The 16,172-nt window shown below is 68.7% G+C and carries 14 protein-coding genes; 9 read left to right on the top strand and 5 right to left on the bottom strand.

Going from position 1 to position 16,172, the window contains the following annotated elements:
* The first annotated feature begins 43 nt into the window (after positions 1–43).
* From asd to AC07PR_RS18145, 3 genes are all read left to right on the top strand, one after another.
* Positions 44–937, top strand: a complete 894-nt coding sequence (gene asd, locus AC07PR_RS18155) for an archaetidylserine decarboxylase (protein WP_495136113.1) — start codon at positions 44–46, stop codon at positions 935–937.
* Positions 924–1,976: a transporter gene (locus AC07PR_RS18150; protein WP_483107823.1), complete on the top strand. Its 1,053-nt coding sequence runs from the start codon at positions 924–926 to the stop codon at positions 1,974–1,976. The genes asd and AC07PR_RS18150 overlap by 14 nt, the downstream gene beginning before the upstream one ends.
* A 140-nt stretch (positions 1,977–2,116) precedes the next feature.
* Positions 2,117–3,124 (top strand): DUF2272 domain-containing protein, encoded by a 1,008-nt coding sequence (locus tag AC07PR_RS18145; RefSeq protein WP_495136112.1) that lies wholly within the window; start codon positions 2,117–2,119, stop codon positions 3,122–3,124.
* Positions 3,125–3,142: 18 nt separating this feature from the next.
* Here AC07PR_RS18145 and AC07PR_RS18140 read toward each other — a convergent pair whose 3' ends face one another.
* The gene (locus AC07PR_RS18140; protein WP_495136111.1) at positions 3,143–3,781 is read right to left on the bottom strand and encodes a YqiA/YcfP family alpha/beta fold hydrolase; all 639 of its coding nucleotides are present in this window, start codon (positions 3,779–3,781) and stop codon (positions 3,143–3,145) included.
* Positions 3,782–4,039: 258 nt separating this feature from the next.
* Here AC07PR_RS18140 and AC07PR_RS18135 point away from each other — a divergent pair, with 258 nt between their 5' ends.
* Positions 4,040–6,790, top strand: coding sequence for a zinc-dependent metalloprotease (locus AC07PR_RS18135; protein ID WP_495136110.1), 2,751 nt, complete (start codon positions 4,040–4,042; stop codon positions 6,788–6,790).
* A gap of 88 nt (positions 6,791–6,878) precedes the next feature.
* On the opposite strand, the gene AC07PR_RS18130 is transcribed toward AC07PR_RS18135, so the two are convergent.
* The 4 genes from AC07PR_RS18130 to thiD all read right to left on the bottom strand — a co-directional run bounded on the left by AC07PR_RS18130 (position 6,879) and on the right by thiD (position 11,919).
* Positions 6,879–7,958, bottom strand: a complete 1,080-nt coding sequence (locus AC07PR_RS18130; RefSeq protein WP_377160240.1) for an AI-2E family transporter — start codon at positions 7,956–7,958, stop codon at positions 6,879–6,881.
* 120 nt (positions 7,959–8,078) lie between these two features.
* Positions 8,079–9,443 carry a UDP-N-acetylmuramate:L-alanyl-gamma-D-glutamyl-meso-diaminopimelate ligase gene (gene mpl, locus AC07PR_RS18125; RefSeq protein WP_431100153.1) on the bottom strand — a complete coding sequence of 455 codons (1,365 nt, stop codon included), beginning with the start codon at positions 9,441–9,443 and terminating at the stop codon, positions 8,079–8,081.
* A gap of 148 nt (positions 9,444–9,591) precedes the next feature.
* Complete coding sequence (gene hemL, locus AC07PR_RS18120) at positions 9,592–10,878, bottom strand: glutamate-1-semialdehyde 2,1-aminomutase (RefSeq protein WP_495136109.1); 1,287 nt, start codon at positions 10,876–10,878, stop codon at positions 9,592–9,594.
* An 81-nt stretch (positions 10,879–10,959) separates the two neighbouring features.
* Entirely contained in the window at positions 10,960–11,919 is a 960-nt protein-coding gene (gene thiD, locus AC07PR_RS18115; protein ID WP_377160246.1) for a bifunctional hydroxymethylpyrimidine kinase/phosphomethylpyrimidine kinase, read from the bottom strand.
* A gap of 134 nt (positions 11,920–12,053) precedes the next feature.
* Here thiD and AC07PR_RS18110 point away from each other — a divergent pair, with 134 nt between their 5' ends.
* From AC07PR_RS18110 to AC07PR_RS18090, 5 genes are all read left to right on the top strand, one after another.
* Positions 12,054–12,245, top strand: coding sequence for a rubredoxin (locus AC07PR_RS18110; RefSeq protein ID WP_088406382.1), 192 nt, complete (start codon positions 12,054–12,056; stop codon positions 12,243–12,245).
* Between the two features lie 125 nt (positions 12,246–12,370).
* Complete coding sequence (locus AC07PR_RS18105; RefSeq protein ID WP_331615093.1) at positions 12,371–12,766, top strand: response regulator; 396 nt, start codon at positions 12,371–12,373, stop codon at positions 12,764–12,766.
* Positions 12,767–12,888: 122 nt separating this feature from the next.
* Positions 12,889–13,254, top strand: a complete 366-nt coding sequence (locus AC07PR_RS18100) for a response regulator transcription factor (protein WP_088406380.1) — start codon at positions 12,889–12,891, stop codon at positions 13,252–13,254.
* Positions 13,255–13,258: 4 nt separating this feature from the next.
* Positions 13,259–13,777 (top strand): chemotaxis protein CheW, encoded by a 519-nt coding sequence (locus AC07PR_RS18095; RefSeq protein WP_377160250.1) that lies wholly within the window; start codon positions 13,259–13,261, stop codon positions 13,775–13,777.
* A 61-nt stretch (positions 13,778–13,838) separates the two neighbouring features.
* The gene (locus tag AC07PR_RS18090) at positions 13,839–16,100 is read left to right on the top strand and encodes a methyl-accepting chemotaxis protein (protein WP_377160252.1); all 2,262 of its coding nucleotides are present in this window, start codon (positions 13,839–13,841) and stop codon (positions 16,098–16,100) included.
* Positions 16,101–16,172: the final 72 nt, after the last annotated feature.

The following is a 16,172-nucleotide window of genomic DNA, read 5'->3' as shown; positions in this document are numbered from 1 at the left end:
CACAGCGTTGGCAAATTACCGGGGTGTATCCGACGGAATTGACATGTCAATGAAACTGGCCCGCTTTCGCGACCGTCTGACCCAGCAGGAGTCCCTCAACTTCCTCCTCACCAACCGGGTGCCCCGCCTGGCGCTGACCCGCTTCATGGGCCGGTACGCCCGGATCGACAGCCCGGCGCTGACGCGTTTCAGCGTCGCGGTCTGGCGGATGTTCACCGACCTCGACCTGAGCGAGGCCGAGCCGCCCGCCCACGGCTACCGCTCGCTGCGGGACGTGTTCACGCGCCGGCTGAAGCCGGGACGGCGGCCGGTCGACCCGGCGCCGGCCACGATCGTGAGCCCCTGTGACGCCATCGTCGGGGCGCACGGTCCGGTCACGCGCGGGATGGCGCTGCAGGCCAAGGGCATGGATTACCGCATCGCCGACCTGTTCGGCGATGCCACGCGCGCCGCGCCCTATCTCAACGGCACCTATGTGACGCTGCGGCTGACCTCGGCGATGTACCACCGCTTTCACGCGCCGGCCGACCTGCGCATCCATCGCGTCACGCACATCGCGGGCGATACCTGGAACGTCAATCCGATCGCGCTCAAGCGCGTGGAGCGGCTGTTCTGCCGCAACGTCCGTGCCGCCGTCGAATGCACGCTGCCCGACGGCACGCCGATCGCGCTGGTGCCGGTGGCGGCGATCCTGGTGGCCAGCCTGCGGCTGCATGCGCTGGACCTGACCTTGCGCCCGGACCACCCCGGTCCGCATCGCTTCGAGGTGGGCCACGATCACGCGCGCGGCGAGGAGATGGGCTGGTTCGAGCAGGGCTCGACGATCATCGTGTTCCTGCCGCCGGGCGTGAACCTGTCGGCCGGCTTGCAGACCGGGCAGCGGGTCCGCATGGGAGAGGCGATCGCGCGTCTACCATCCGCCGATGGCGATGAATGACACGACGCAGCTCCCGGGGGGATTGACCGGTCCCTATGCCGGCCCGTATGGCGGAGACGAGCACGGCCTGATCTGCGGCTTCTGGATCCATCCGGACCGGCCGACCGAGGCGCTGCCGACGCTGGCGCAGGCCCAGGCCCGGCTCTCCCAGCCGGACGGCGGCTATCTCTGGCTGCACCTGAACCTGGCGCATGCGGGCGCGCTGCCCTGGCTGCGCCGCAATGCCGCGCTGGCGGAGAGCTTCGACGAGGCGCAGCAGCAGGGCTCGCGCTCATCGCGGATCGAGCGCGTCGGCGACCACCTGTTCGCCGTGCTCAACGACGTGACCTTCGATTTCGCCTTCGACGTGGGCGATGTCTCGACGCTGTGGATGCAGGTCAGCGAGCACCTGGTACTGAGCGTGCGGCGCGCGCCGCTTCGCTCGGTGGATCGGCTGCGGATGGCGATCAAGCGAGGCGACCGGCCGCGGTCCAGCGTCGCGCTGCTCGACCACCTGCTGCGCGACCAGGCCGATGAGCTCCAGCGCATCGTGCGCCAGGCCACCGAGCGGGTCGACGACATCGAGGATGCGCTGCTCGCCGGGCGTCATGCCGGCCACGGTTCCGAGGTCGCCGCGCTGCGGCGGCTGATGGTGCGCTTGCAGCGGTTGCTGGCGCCGGAGCCGAGCGCGCTGCTGCGCATGCTGTCGAATCCGCCGGAGTGGGTCGCCGAGCGCGACAAGCAGCAGCTGCAGCAGGCCAGCGAGGAATTCGCGCTGGTGCTGCGCGATATCCAGGCGCTGCAGGAGCGGATCCGCGCGGTGCAGGACGAGACCTCCGCACGTGTCGCGCAGGAGAACAACCAGACGCTGTATGTGCTGACGATGGTCACCGTGCTGGCGCTGCCGATCAACCTGATCAGCGGCCTGTTCGGCATGAACGTCGGCGGGCTGCCGCTGCTGGCGCATCCGCACGGGTTCTGGGTCGTCGTCGGATTGATCGTGCTGCTCACCGGCCTGGTGACCTTGCTGCTCCTGAAGGCGACGGGCCGGAGGAAGTAGCGGCGACGGCATGTCCCGCCGGGACGTGTGCGCGGGCGAGACCGGCGATAGCCGCCGGGAATGACCGTCCCGCCGATTGGCATGACCGATGGTCCCGGGGCGCTCCCACAATGCGCGCGACTTCACGCCGCCGCGCCGCCATGACCTTCCCGCCGCTTCGATGCCTTGTCCACGCCGTGCTCGCGACGGCAACGGCGTTCGTTCCCGCGCTCGCCGCCGCGCAGTCGTGCGAGGCCCCCGGCGCGGCCCCCGACGTCGGCGCGCGCATCGCGTCGATCGCGATGCAGGAGTACCAGCGCTTCAACGGCCATCGCATCGATGCACGCGGACATCTGTGGAAGTTCGGCTCGGTGGAGACGGAGACCGAACCGCTGCGCGCCGCCGATGGCGATGTCGCGCCGCCCGCCGATCGCTACGCATGGCGACGTGTGTGGCACTACTGGCAGACGCTGGACCAGCATCGGCCCGGCCTCCTCGGCCAGCGCGACCTCAAGTGGGCGCCGGACCTGCTCGACGATCCGGTGTCGGCCGGCAGGAGCCGCGTCGACGCATTGGGCCCGCTGCTCGCCGCCGTGCCGGCAGACGCGCCGCAGGCGGAGCAGATGCGCGAGGCGCTCGTGCGGACCGCCATCTCCGATTCGCCATGGTCAGGCGCGTTCATCTCGTTCGTGATGCACGAGGCGGGGCTGAGCGACCAGGCCTTCCACTTCTCCGGCGCCCACGCCGTCTACATCGGCGGCGCGCTGCGCGAGACGCCGGGCTACGCCTTCCGCGCCTGCGACATCCGGCGCACCGCGCCGCGCGTCGGCGACCTGATCTGCTACTCGCGCGGCCGGCCGGTGCTCGATACCTTCGCGGATTGGCAGGCCCTGGCCGATCGCATCGACAACCGCACCAAGTCGCACTGCGATGTCGTGGTGTCGGTCGACCGCCGCGCGCTGAAGATCGAATCGATCGGCGGCAACGTGCTGCAGGCCGTGACCCGTCGCCAGCTGATGGTCAACGAGGCGGGCCTGCTGTCCCGTCGCCACTACGCGAGCGCCCCGACGAACCGGCCGCGTCCCGGCAGCCCGTGCGCCGAGGACGTCACCTGCGAGAAGTCCGATCTCAACCAGCAGCACTGGAGCGTCCTGCTGCAGCTGCGCTGAAGCACTTCCAATCGCCGGTCAGAGGCCGAGGAAGGCGGTCAGTTCGTCCAGGTAGTCGTCGAAGTCGGCCAGGCCATGGTCGCTGCCTTCGAGCAGCTTGATCCGGCAGGACGCGTAGCGCGCGTGCATCTCGCGCCAGTCGAGCACCTCGTCGCCCTTGGCGATCACCGCGAGCATCCGGTCGGGATGCGCCAGCGCGCCTGCATTCAGCGCGACGAGTTCGTCGACGAACTCGGGCCGGAAGAAGAAGCGCTCCTCCGGGTTCTGCCAGCAGGTCTGTTCGCCGATGTAGTGGGCGAGGTCCCGGGCCGGATCCACAGCCGGATTCAGCAGCACGGTCCGCGCGCCGGTGTGCTGCGCGACCCAGGTGGCATAGAACCCGCCGAGCGAACTTCCCATCACGGCCATCGTGTCGCGCGGCCAGTCGCGGATCAGCGTGTCGACGAGCGCCATCGCCTCGCGCGGCGACGGCGGCAGCTGCGGGCACACGAAGACCAGGTCCGGACGGTGTTCCGCCGTCCATCGCGCCATCCGCAAGGCCTTCGCCGAACGCGGCGACGAGCGGAACCCGTGCAGGTAGAGGAGGTGGGTGCGACGGGCGACGGCGGGCTCGGTGGGGGAGGGCTGCGCGGCCGGAGCGGAGGAGGGGGGACTCATGGCGGGGCAGTGTAGGCGGCACCCCCCGCGCCGGGTGGCCGGGTCACTTCCGGCACGGGTGGGCGGACGTCGACGTGGGCGATCATCGCCAAGCGCGCGATTCGCAGGGGCTGCGCGCTCGTTAGTGCGCATTGACGCGAGGGCCCCGGCCCCGCACATTGCCCGCTTCACCGGGGCCCATGCGGCGCAACGACCGCAACGCCCGCTTTCTCAACTCGGTCCGGCCCCTCCAGGACGGACCCACGACCACATCGATCCATGATCCACAGGGACACGATCCAGCTGACGGCCATCGCCGCCGCGGCGCTGCTGCTCACCGCCTGCGCCACGACCGGCCCGGCCGGCACCTCCACCACCGCGCCGACTGCGCAGGCGGCGCAGCCGCCGGCCAGCGCCGCCTCGGGGGCACCGGGCCAGCCGGGCGCTTCGTCGCCGATGACGGCGCCGCGTCCCGCCGCCGATCCGACCGCGCCGAAGCCCTTCGCCGAAGTCAGCCGCGACACCAAGCGCGACGACGGCCTCTTCCCGATCCTGCGCAAGGACGAGAAGGTCTGGCTCGAGATCCCGCGGGCGATGCTGAACAAGCCCTTCCTGTTCACCATCAACATCACGAGCTCGATCGGCGAGCGCGGCTTCTACGCCAGCCAGATGGGCCCGGAGATCCTGGCCGAGTGGCGCCGCGTCGGCAATTCGATCCAGCTGATCGCGCTGAACACGGCGTTCCGCGCCGAGGGCGGCGGCAAGCGCGCCGGCGAGGAGGCGTTCTCGCCCAGCCTGATCGCGGCCGGTCCGGTCGCCAGCGCGGACCACCCCGAGCGCAAGGCCTTCCTGGTCGACGCCGGCCTGCTGCTGAGCGACATCCCCGGCATGTCCACGCGCCTGGAAATGGCCTACCGGCTGCCTTACAACGTCGACCGCGGCAACTCGTACTTCGAGCACACCCGCGCCGACGCGCAGCTCACGACGCTGAACGCCAAGGTCCACTACTTCACGCCGCGCATCCCCGCGCCGCCGCTGGTGGCTCCGCCGGTCCCGATGCCGACGCCGCCGCAGGCGCTGCCGGATCCGCGCTCGATGTTCATGGGCTTCGTCTACAACTTCCGCGCGCTGCCGGAAGAGAAGATGGCCACGCGCCGCGCCGACGGCCGCCTGGGTCACTTCACCGAGTCCTTCACCGACCTGAGCGACGACGCCAAGCCCAATCCGCGCGTCCACTACATCGCGCGCTGGCGCCTGGAGAAGAAGGACCCGGCGGCGGCCTTGTCCGAGCCGGTGCAGCCCATCACCTACTGGATGGACAAGAACATCCCGCCGAAGTACCGCCCCGCGGTCGAGGCCGGCATCCTGGAATGGAACAAGGCCTTCGAGAAGATCGGCTTCAAGAACGCGGTCGTGGCCAAGCAGCAGCCCGATGACGCGGACTGGGACAACATGGACGCGTCGCACGCGTCGATCCGCTGGTTCGTCGGCTCCGACGTGGGCTTCGCGATCGGCCCGAGCCATCTGGACCCGCGCACCGGCGAGATCCTGGACGCCGACATCGGCATGAGCGACGTGTTCGCCCGCGGCGGCCGCGCCTTCATCGCGGAAGACGCGCCGCGCGGCATGGCCGGCGGTCAGGTGTCGACGCTGGCGGAAGAGGCGCAGGCGCTGGCCGCGCTGAACCAGGGCTGGCGCGAGGGTCGCAACGCGACCTACTGCACCTACGCGCACGACGCGGCGGCGGAGATGGACTTCGCGCTGGACGTGCTCGAGGCTCGCGGCGACATCGCGCCGGACAGCCCCGAAGCCGACGCCTTCATCCAGGCCCGGATCAAGGACGTGATCATGCATGAGGTGGGTCACACGCTCGGCCTGAAGCACAACTTCAAGGCCTCGACGCAGGTGACGCAGGCGCAGCTCAAGGACAAGGCCTGGACCGACGCCAACGGCCTGTCGGCCTCGGTGATGGACTACAACGCCTACAACATCCCGCTGGAGGGCGAGGCGCCGACCACCTACAACAACACGACGCTGGGCACCTACGACTACTGGGCGATCGAGTACGCCTACAAGCAGGTGCCCAAGGAGCAGGAAGAGGCGGAGCTCAAGCGCGTCGCCGCGCAGAACACGCTGCCGGGTCATGCGTACGCGGACGACACCGACGCCGGCGGCTTCGGTCCGTTCGACGGCATGGATCCGACGATCAACCGCTTCGACCTCGGCGACGACCCGATGGCCTACTTCCGCAAGCGCCTGAAGCTGACGCAGGAGCTGTGGACGCGCGTGCAGAACCGGACGCCAGAAGCGGGCGACGATCCGCTGCGCCAGCGCCGGCAACTGGCCAGCGGCTTCAACCAGCTGGCGCGCGCGTCGGACCTGGTGGGCAAGTACGTCGGCGGCATGTACACGCACCGCGACGTGCCGGGCGCGTCGGTCGCGGCGATGCGGCCGGTCGATCCGGCCAAGCAGCGCGAGGCGCTGCGCTTCCTGGCGCAGGGCATCTTCAGCGCCGACAGCTTCCGCTTCAAGCCGGAGTTCCTGACCTCGATCACGACCGACTATGTCGAGTTCATGCGCGCGGGCTTCGTGAACATCCCGGCGGCGGTGGCGCGGGTGCAGCTGGGGTCGCTGGACCGGCTGCTGCAGGCGCAGACGGCGATCCGCCTGATGGAGCTGCCGGCCTACGTGCCGGTGTCGCAGCGCAAGGGCCTGATCACGATCGGCGAGGTCTACGGCACGCTGCAGGCCTCGATCTGGAGCGAGCTCAAGACCGGCGCGGAGATCGATCCGCTGCGCCGCAACCTGCAGCGCGAGTACCTGCGTCGCATCCAGGCCAACCTGACCAAGAGCGGCGCGGCCTCAGGCCAGTTCGCCGATGCCTACGCGGTGCTGCGCCTGCACGCCGTGCAGCTGCAGAGCGACCTGCGCGCCGCGCAGGGCAAGGGCTCGATCGAGACCCGCGCGCACCTGGCGGAAAGCCTGGACTTCCTCAGCAGCGTGCTGAAGGCGACGATGACGCGGACGTGATGCCAGGCGAGCGGCCTCGCGGTCGCACGCCCAGCAACGCAAAGGCCGGCGAAAGCCGGCCTTATTCGTTGGTGCGGGCGCTGGCCGGTCAGTGGTTGTCCCCGACCGGATAGCGCCGTTCGGCCGCGACGATGTCCCAGACCGCGATGAACATCGCCGCGATCAGCGGGCCGATGACGAAGCCGTTGATGCCGAACACCGCCATCCCGCCCAGCGTCGACAGCAGCACCACGTAGTCCGGCATCTTGGTGTCCTTGCCGACCAGCAGCGGCCGCAGCAGGTTGTCCACCAGGCCGATGACCACGGTGCCGAAGACGATCAGGCCGATGCCGGAGCCGACGTGCCCGGTCGACAGCAGGTAGATCGCCACCGGCGCCCACACCAGCGCCGCGCCGACCGCGGGCAGCAGCGACAGGAAGGCCATCAGCACCGCCCACAGCACCGGCGCGTGAATGCCCAGCACCCAGAACGCGATACCGCCCAGCGCGCCCTGGATCGCCGCCACGGCGATGTTGCCCTTGACCGTCGCGCGGATCACCGTCCGGAACTTCTCGCCCAGCTGGCGCTTGTACGAGTCCTGCAGCGGCAGCGCATCGCGGATGCGCGTCGAGAGCTGCTCGCCGTCGCGCAGCAGGAAGTAGAGCAGGTAGAGCATCACGAAGAAACTCACCAGGAAATCGAAGGTGTCCTGCCCGAAACCCAGCGCCTTCGTCGCCATGAACTGGCTGCCCTGGTTCAGCGCGCTGCCCAGCTTCTCCTGCAGGTTCGCCAGGTTGTGCAGGCCCAGCCGCTCCAGCACGTCGAGCAGCCACGACGGCAGCGCCGCGTAGATCTGCGCCACATAGGTGTTGAAGTTGAACTGGCCGGACTTGACCATCTCGAAGACGACCGCCGCCTCCCGCACCAGCGCGCCCATCACGTAGGTCATCGGCAGCACGACCAGCAGCAGGATCACGAGGATCGTCAGCCCCGCCGACGGCCCGGGCCGCTTCGTCTTGCGCAGCAGCTTGCGATACAGCGGCTGGAACACGATGGCCAGCGCCACGCCCCACAGGATCGCGCTCATCATCGGCCACACGATCCAGCCGAACGCCACCGTCACCAGCGCCAGCAGGCACAGGAAGGACCGGTTCTGCAGCGCAGGCACCAGCTTGCCAGGACCACTCATCGTGAAGTCGCTCCTCGGGAATCTTGAAGGATCTTGCAGGGGGCGGGGATCGCCGGATCGGCACGCGGCGTGCCCATCCGCCGCCGATGCAAACCGGGCCGGCGGCGCAGGATCGCCGGTTTACTTCAGCGCGTCCAGCAGCTTTTCGTGGATGCCGCCGAAGCCGCCGTTGCTCATGCACAGCACATGATCGCCGGGCTTGGCCGCGCGCTTGACCATCGCCACCAGGTCGTCGACGTTCGCGCCCACCAGGCCCTGCTCGCCGAGCGGGGCCAGTGCCTCGCGTGCGTCCCAGGTCAGGCCGTCCTGGTTGCAGAAGCTCAGGTCGGCTTCCTCCAGCGCCCAGGGGAGTTGCGCCTTCATCGTGCCCAGCTTCATCGTGTTCGAACGCGGCTCGAAGACCGCCAGGATGCGTTCCTGCGGCGCGATCCGGCGGCGCAGGCCGTCGACGGTCGTGTGGATGGCCGTCGGGTGGTGCGCGAAGTCGTCGTAGACCTTGATGCCGCGCACCTCGCCGCGCAGTTCCAGCCGCCGGCGCACGTTCTTGAAGCTGTCCAGCGATGCCGCTGCCTGCCCGGCATCGACGCCGACGTGCTCCGCCGCGGCGATCGCCGCCAGCGCGTTGAGCTGGTTGTGCTCGCCAAGCAGCTCCCAGTTGACGTGGCCGACCTTCAGGCTGCCGCGCAGCACGTCGAAGGACTGAGGCTCGCCGCGCGCGCGCAGCGCGCCGGGCTCCTCCTTGCGGGCGCCGAAGCGTTGCACCTCGCTCCAGCAGCCGCGCGACAGCACGCGCTGCAGCGCTTCCTCGCGCGCGTTGACGACCAGCCGCCCCGATGCGGGCACCGTTCGCACCAAGTGGTGGAACTGGGTCTCGATCGCGGTCAGGTCCGGGAAGATGTCGGCGTGGTCGTGCTCGAGGTTGTTCAGGATCGCCGTGCGCGGGCGGTAGTGGACGAACTTGCTGCGCTTGTCGAAGAAGGCGGTGTCGTACTCGTCGGCCTCGATGACGAAGAAGCTGCCGCCGCCCAGGCGCGCCGAGACACCGAAGTTCTGCGGCACGCCGCCGATCAGGAAACCCGGCGCCAGGCCCGCCGATTCCAGGATCCAGGTCAGCATCGAGCTCGTCGAGGTCTTGCCGTGCGTGCCGGCGACCGCCAGCACGTGCCTGCCCTGGAGCACGTGCTCCGCGAGCCATTGCGGTCCGCTGGTGTAGGGCAGGCCGGCGTCGAGGATGGCCTCCATCAGCGGGAAGCGTCCCTCGGACGAGCGCGTCACCACGTTGCCGATCACGAACAGATCGGGCTTGAGGGCCAGCTGTTCCGCGCCGAAGCCCTGGATCAGCTCGATGCCGAGGGCCTCGAGCTGCGTCGACATCGGCGGATAGACGTTGGCATCGCAACCGGTCACCGTGTGGCCGGCTTCACGGGCGAGGGCCGCCAGGCCGCCCATGAAGGTGCCGCAGATGCCAAGGATGTGGATATGCATGTCTGTCTCTCAGCTGCTGTACCAATCGGTAAGCAAGCGTAATGCCTGTCGCGGTTTGAAAGGATCGCGACAGGGCTGGCTCAGTGTTTGCCGAGGCCAGGCTTTCCCGAACCGGCAACCGGGCCGCCCGCCCGGTCTGCCGACGCGCTCAGCGCAGTGCGGCGCGGGCTGCTTCCAGCGTGGCGTCGATGTCCGCATCGGTGTGCGCGGCGGACACGAAGCCGGCCTCGTAGAGCGCCGGCGCCAGGTACACGCCGGCGTCCAGCATCGCGTGGAAGAAGCGGTTGAAGCGCTCCTTGTCCGTCGTCATGACGGTCGTGTAGTTCTGCGGCAGCTCCGGCATCAGGAAGAAGCCGAACATGCCGCCTTCGCTGTCGGCGCTGAACGGCACGCCGTTCTCGGCCGCCACGGTCTTCAGGCCGTCGACCAGACGGCGCGTGCGCGCCGACAGGGCATCGAAGAATCCGGGCTTCTTGATCTCGCGCAGCGTCGCCAGGCCGCAGGCGGTCGCCACCGGGTTGCCCGACAGCGTGCCCGCCTGGTAGACACCGCCCAGCGGGGCCAGGTGGCGCATGATCTCGCGGCTCGCGCCGAAGGCCGCCAGCGGCATGCCGCCGCCGATGACCTTGCCGAACACGCTGATGTCCGGCACGAAACCGGGGATCAGGTCGGCGTACACGCCCTGCGCGCTGCGCAGGCCGACGCGGAAACCGGTCATCACCTCGTCCAGCACCAGCAGGGCGCCGTGCTCGCGGCACAGCTCGCGCATCCGGGTCATGAAGGGCACGCTGGCGCGCACGAAGTTCATGTTGCCGGCGATCGGCTCGACGATCACGCAGGCCAGTTCCGGGCCGTGCAGGGCGAAGGCCTCTTCCAGCTGGGCGACGTTGTTGTACTCCAGCACGATGGTGTGCTGCGCCGTCGCCTCTGGCACGCCGGCCGAGGTCGGGTGACCGAAGGTCGCCAGGCCCGAGCCTGCCTTCACCAGCAGCGCGTCGGTGTGGCCGTGGTAGCAGCCCTCGAACTTGATGAACTTGTTGCGCTGCGTCGCGCCGCGGGCCAGCCGGATCGCGCTCATCGTCGCCTCGGTGCCGGAGCTGACCAGGCGGACCTGCTCGCAGCTGGGGACCAGCGCCAGGATCTCCTCGGCCAGTTCGACCTCGCGCTCGGTCGGCGCGCCGAAGGAGAAGCCCTCCAGCACGGCCTTCTGGACCGCCTCGACGACCGCCGGATGGCCGTGGCCCAGGATCATCGGGCCCCAGGAGCCGATGTAGTCGATGTAGCGCTTGCCGTCGGCGTCGACGATGTAGGCGCCTTCGCCGCGCGTGATGAAGCGCGGTGTGCCGCCGACCGCGCGGAAGGCGCGCACCGGCGAATTCACGCCGCCGGGAATGACGCGCTGGGCGCGGGCGAACAGGGTCTCGTTCTGGCTCATGGGGAAATCCGGTGCTGCGTGGCGCTCGGCCAACTCAAGGCGGAAAAGGACAAGGGCGCCGCGCGGGCGCCCTCGGCGGTCTCAATGGATGCGGCGAGGGCCGCGGCTGGGCGGCTCGTCGATCGGCATCTCGTCGGTGGCCGGCGCGGTCTCGGCGCCTTCCTCCCCCTCCTCGCCGGGCGGCAGCGCCCAGAAGAAGCGGTCCGGCACGACGTTGCCCATGCCGGGGCGGAAGCCCGCCTCCAGCGACTGGTCGAGGAAGGCGAGCGCCTCGCCGACGGCGTCGTGCGGCTCCGAGCCGACCGACAGCAGCGCCGCCAGCGCCGCCGACAGCGTGTCGCCCGAGCCGACGAAGCTGGCCTCGAAACGCTCGAATTTCTCCCCGGTGATCGCGCCCTGGGAGTTGGCCAGCACGTTGTCGATGTACTGGTTGGGCAATTGGATGCCGGTCACCAGGACGTTGGCGGCGCCGTGTTGCTGCGCGGCGACGGCCAGCTCGCGCGGGGACGCCGGGCGGTCCGCGTCCCAGTCGGGCAGCAGGCAGTCGCTCAGCGTCTTCTGGTTGCCGACCAGCACCAGCGTCTGCGGCAGCACCAGCTCCCGGAACGCGTCGAGGTAGCTCTGCTGCTGTTCCTCGTCCAGCCAGGAGATGCTAGGCAGGTAGGCCACCAGCGGCACGTCGGGATAGTCGGACAGGACCTCGGCGACCGAGGAGACGCCTTCGGCGCTGCCCAGGAAGCCGACCTTCCAGGCGGCGACCGGGACGTCCTCGAGGATGGAGCGCGCCTGCTCGACGATGCAGTCGCCGTCCAGGGTCTGGTGGTCGAAGACCTCGGCGGTGTCGCGCATGACGATGGCGGTGACGACCGGCAGGGCGTGCGCGCCCATGGCGGCGATGGTGGCGACGTCGCCCGCGCTGCCGCCCGCACCGCTGGGGTCGGACGCGTTGAAGCTCATCACGCAGGCCGGGGGCGGCGAGTCCTGGTCATCGATCGCGGCGGCGTCCTGGGGATCTTGTTGGTGCGGGTCTGGGCGGCTCATGAATGGTTCGGCGATAAGCCGTGAACTGGTGCGCATAACGTGAAGAAGCACCGCAACCGACTGTTGTTTCATCGGTACTTCCGCCCCCCGGGCCTGACCGGGGGCATGGCTACAATCTTTCGATCATTGTAGTGATGCAAAGTCAACCCATCGTGAGCGAAGCAAGGACCTGGATGTGCCTGATCTGCGGCTGGATGTACGACGAGGCCGTGGGCGACCCTGAACACGGCATCGCTGCCGGCACGCGCTGGGAAGATGTCGACATGAACTGGACCTGTCCTGAATGCGGCGCCCGCAAGGAAGACTTCGAAATGGTCCAGATCTGACCCTCGCATCGAGCTTTCGGCCAGGTGCCGGTCCTCGATCATCCGGCGTTCCTTCCAGTGCTCGGCGCCTGTCGCGAGCCTGAAATCTCTTTGACAACCATTGTCTGAACAATACGGAGAAGAGCTTGGATTCCAGCGCAAGCCCCCGCACGGCGACCAAGGTGCTGGTCATCGATGACAGCAACACGATCCGCCGCAGCGCCGAGATCTTCCTGAAGCAGGGCGGCCATGAGGTCGTCCTGGCCGAAGACGGTTTCGACGCGCTGGCCAAGCTGAGCGATTACCAGCCGGACCTCGTGTTCTGCGACATCCTGATGCCGCGCCTGGATGGTTACCAGACCTGCGCCATCATCAAGCGCAACCCGCAGTTCGCGTCGGTGCCCGTGATCATGCTGTCGTCCAAGGACGGCCTGTTCGACAAGGCCCGCGGCCGGATGGTCGGCTCACAGGACTACCTGACCAAGCCCTTCACGAAGGACCAACTGCTGCAGGCGGTCCGACAGCATTGCCAGGTGGGCTGACCGGCTCGACGGACAGCCCGCTTTCAACGACCTCATCCACGACATCCAACGACGCTCACGCCTGGCTCGAACGACGAATCCACCGACGCGAATCGACACGAGCCAAGACAGAGGGAGATCCCATGCCCATCCACAAGATCCTGCTGGTCGACGATTCGAAGACCGAGCTGCACGCGCTGAGCGACCTGCTGACCAAACGCGGCTTCACCGTGCGCACCGCCGAGAACGGCGAAGAGGCGATGAAGCGCCTGGCCGAGGAAAAGCCCGACCTCATCCTGATGGACGTGGTCATGCCCGGTCAGAACGGCTTCCAACTGACCCGCGCCATCACCCGTGACGAGCGTTATGCCGACGTCCCGGTGATCATGTGCACGAGCAAGAACCAGGAAACCGACAAGGTCTGGGGCATGCGCCAGGGCGCGCGCGACTACGTCGTCAAGCCGGTCAAGGCCGACGAGCTGCTGGCCAAGATCAAGGCGCTGGGCTGACATCATGGCCAACAAGCAAGCGCTGCGCGAACTTCAACAACGGCTGGCGCAGCGCATGCAGGCGGCGCGTGAGGCGCCGCAGGCCGCGAGTTGGCTGGCGGTCGAATGCGCGGGCCTCGGCCTGCTGCTTCCGCTCAAGCAATCCGGCGAAATTTTCACGCCGGTGCCGCTTCAGGCGGTCCCGTACACGCAACCTTGGATGCTGGGCGTGGCCAACTTGCGGGGCGGTCTGCATACGGTCGTGGATCTGTCGGCCTTCCTGGGCCTGCGGGGCCCGGCCCCGCTGACATCGGCCCACCGGCTGGTGTCGATCAATCCGGAACTGGGCATCAACTGCGCGCTGCTGGTGGACCAGCTGCTGGGCTTGCGCGGCGATGAACAGCTCCAGGCCGAGCCCGATGCGGGCGGCCATCCCGATTTCGCTCCTGCCCGCATGCGCGACGGGCAGGGCCGGCGCTGGCAAGTGCTGGACCTGGATGCGCTGACGCAGCATCCGCAATTCCTGCGCATTGTTTTGAACTGATAGCCAGACGACGGTCCCGTCACAGGCGCCGATTCGACGAACGAGATCAAACGAGGGTGAGATGAGCTTCCTGGACAAGATCAAGAACAAGGGCAAGAACGAGGGCAACGACGACTTCGACGCCGGTCCGCAGACCGACGCGGGCTCGGCGCCGGAGGACACGCAAGACTTCCAGCCCTCGATCATCACCACGGCGCAGCCCACGCCGGAGTTCCAGGACACGTCCGCGGGCTATCAGCCCTCGGCGTCCGCCCCGGAATCGCCGACGCCGATGCCGGCCGTGGCCCGCCAGCCCGAGCAGCGCCGCACCGGCCTGCTGACGGCGCTGGTGGCCGCCGGTCTGATCGGCACGACGCTGACGGTGTCCTGGTCGCTGATCAGTTCGAACCGCTCCGCGGCGCAGGTGCGCGGCGCGGGTCAGGCAGCGACGCAGTCGCAGCGTCTGGCGAAGGCGGTCTCGACCGCGCTGCTGGGCAACAAGAACGCGTTCCCGGAAATGAAGGAAGCGTCGGAGATCCTGACCGGCGTGATCGGCTCGCTGCGCGACGGCAGCGGTGAGCTGGCCAAGGCGCCGGGCTCGGTCGATCCGCTGCTCGAGAAGATCGCCCCGATGGTGGCGCGCGCCGACAAGAACACCAAGGTCATGCTGGCGCAGGAAAAGGTGTTGACGCAGGTCGGCGCCGCGCTGCGCGCGATCAACCGGCAGTCGTCGGACCTGCTGGAGAGCGCCGAGGCCGTGGCCTCGCTGTCGCTGCAGAGCTCGGCGCCGACGGGCGAAGTCGCCGCGGTCGGTCAGCTGGTGATGCTGACCCAGCGGATCGGCAAGTCCGCCAACGAATTCCTGACGCAGGAAGGCGTGAGCCCGGAGGCTGTGTTCCTGCTCGGCAAGGACTTGAACGCGTTCCGCGAGATCGCCCAGGCGCTGCTGAACGGCAACCCCGAGCTGCGCCTGAACGGCGCCAAGGACGCGCAGGTGCGCGAACGTCTGAAGGTGCTGCTGTCGCAGTACGACCAGACCCGCTCGCAGGCCACTGCCATCCTGTCGAACCTGCAGGGCCTGGTGTCTGCGCGGGAAGCGCAGACGGCGATGCTCAATGACTCGGAATTGCTTCGCAAGGACCTGGACGACCTGGGCGTCGGCCTGGAATCCGCCGGCGGTCTGAATCCGGCGGTGCTGATCGCCATGCTGGCCTCGCTGGCGGTGCTGGTGATCGGTTCGGTCGGCTTCCTGCGGCTGTACGTGTCCGACCAGTCGCGTCGTGCCCAGATGGCGGAAGAACAGCGTCGTGAAGCCGAGGCGCAGGAGCAGGAAGCCAAGCGCGTCAACGACGCGAACCAGGCCGCGATTCTGCGACTGATGAACGAACTGCAGACGGTGGCGGAAGGCGACCTGACGCACCAGGCGACCGTGACCGAGGACATCACGGGCGCGATCGCCGACTCGGTGAACTACACCGTGGAAGAACTGCGCTCGCTGGTGCATCAGGTGCAGACGACGGCGGTCCGGGTGACGGACACGACCGCGCAGGTCGACCAGACCTCGACCGAACTGCTGGCCGCGTCGACCGAACAGCTGCACGAGATCCGCGCCACCGGCGAGGCCGTGCTGCAGATGGCGCACCGGATCAACCAGGTGTCCGCGCAGGCCCAGCAGACCGCCGACGTGGCCCGCCAGTCGCGGGAAGCGGCCGAGCAGGGTCTGGAGGCGATGCAGAACAACATCGGCGGTATGAACCAGATCCGCGACCACATCCAGGAGACGTCCAAGCGCATCAAGCGGCTGGGCGAGTCCTCGCAGGAAATTGGCGAGATCACCGAGCTGATCTCGGACATTACCGAGCAGACCAACGTGCTGGCGCTGAACGCGGCCATCCAGGCGGCGTCGGCCGGCGAAGCGGGTCGCGGCTTCTCGGTCGTGGCGGAAGAAGTGCAGCGTCTGGCGGAACGTTCCGCCGACGCGACGCGCCGGATCGCGGCGCTGGTCAAGACCATTCAGACGGACACGCACGATGCGGTGGCCGCCATGGAGCGCTCCACGCTGGGGGTGGTCGAGGGGACGAAGCTGTCCGACGCGGCCGGTCGCGCGCTGGAAGACATCGACTCGGTGTCGCGTCGCCTGGACGACCTGATCGGCCAGATCTCGACGGTCGCGCAGAACGAAGCGCGCGCCGCCAACGAGGTCGGCGCCAACATCCAGCACATCTTCGCGGTGACCGAGCAGACCTCCGACGGTACGCGTTCCACCGCCCAGATGGTGCATGAGCTGTCGCGGTCGGCGGAAGCGCTGAAGCAATCGGTGGCCCGGTTCAAGGTCACGTCCTGATCGGACGGGCCCCGCCACGCGGCCACACCGGTAGAACAGGGATCACCCCGCACCGCGTCGACAATTAGAAGA

This window comes from Roseateles sp. GW821-FHT09H11, from assembly GCF_059415845.1.
The sequence above is the reverse complement of the archived record's forward strand: the minus strand, read 5'-3'. Positions and strand labels throughout refer to the sequence as shown.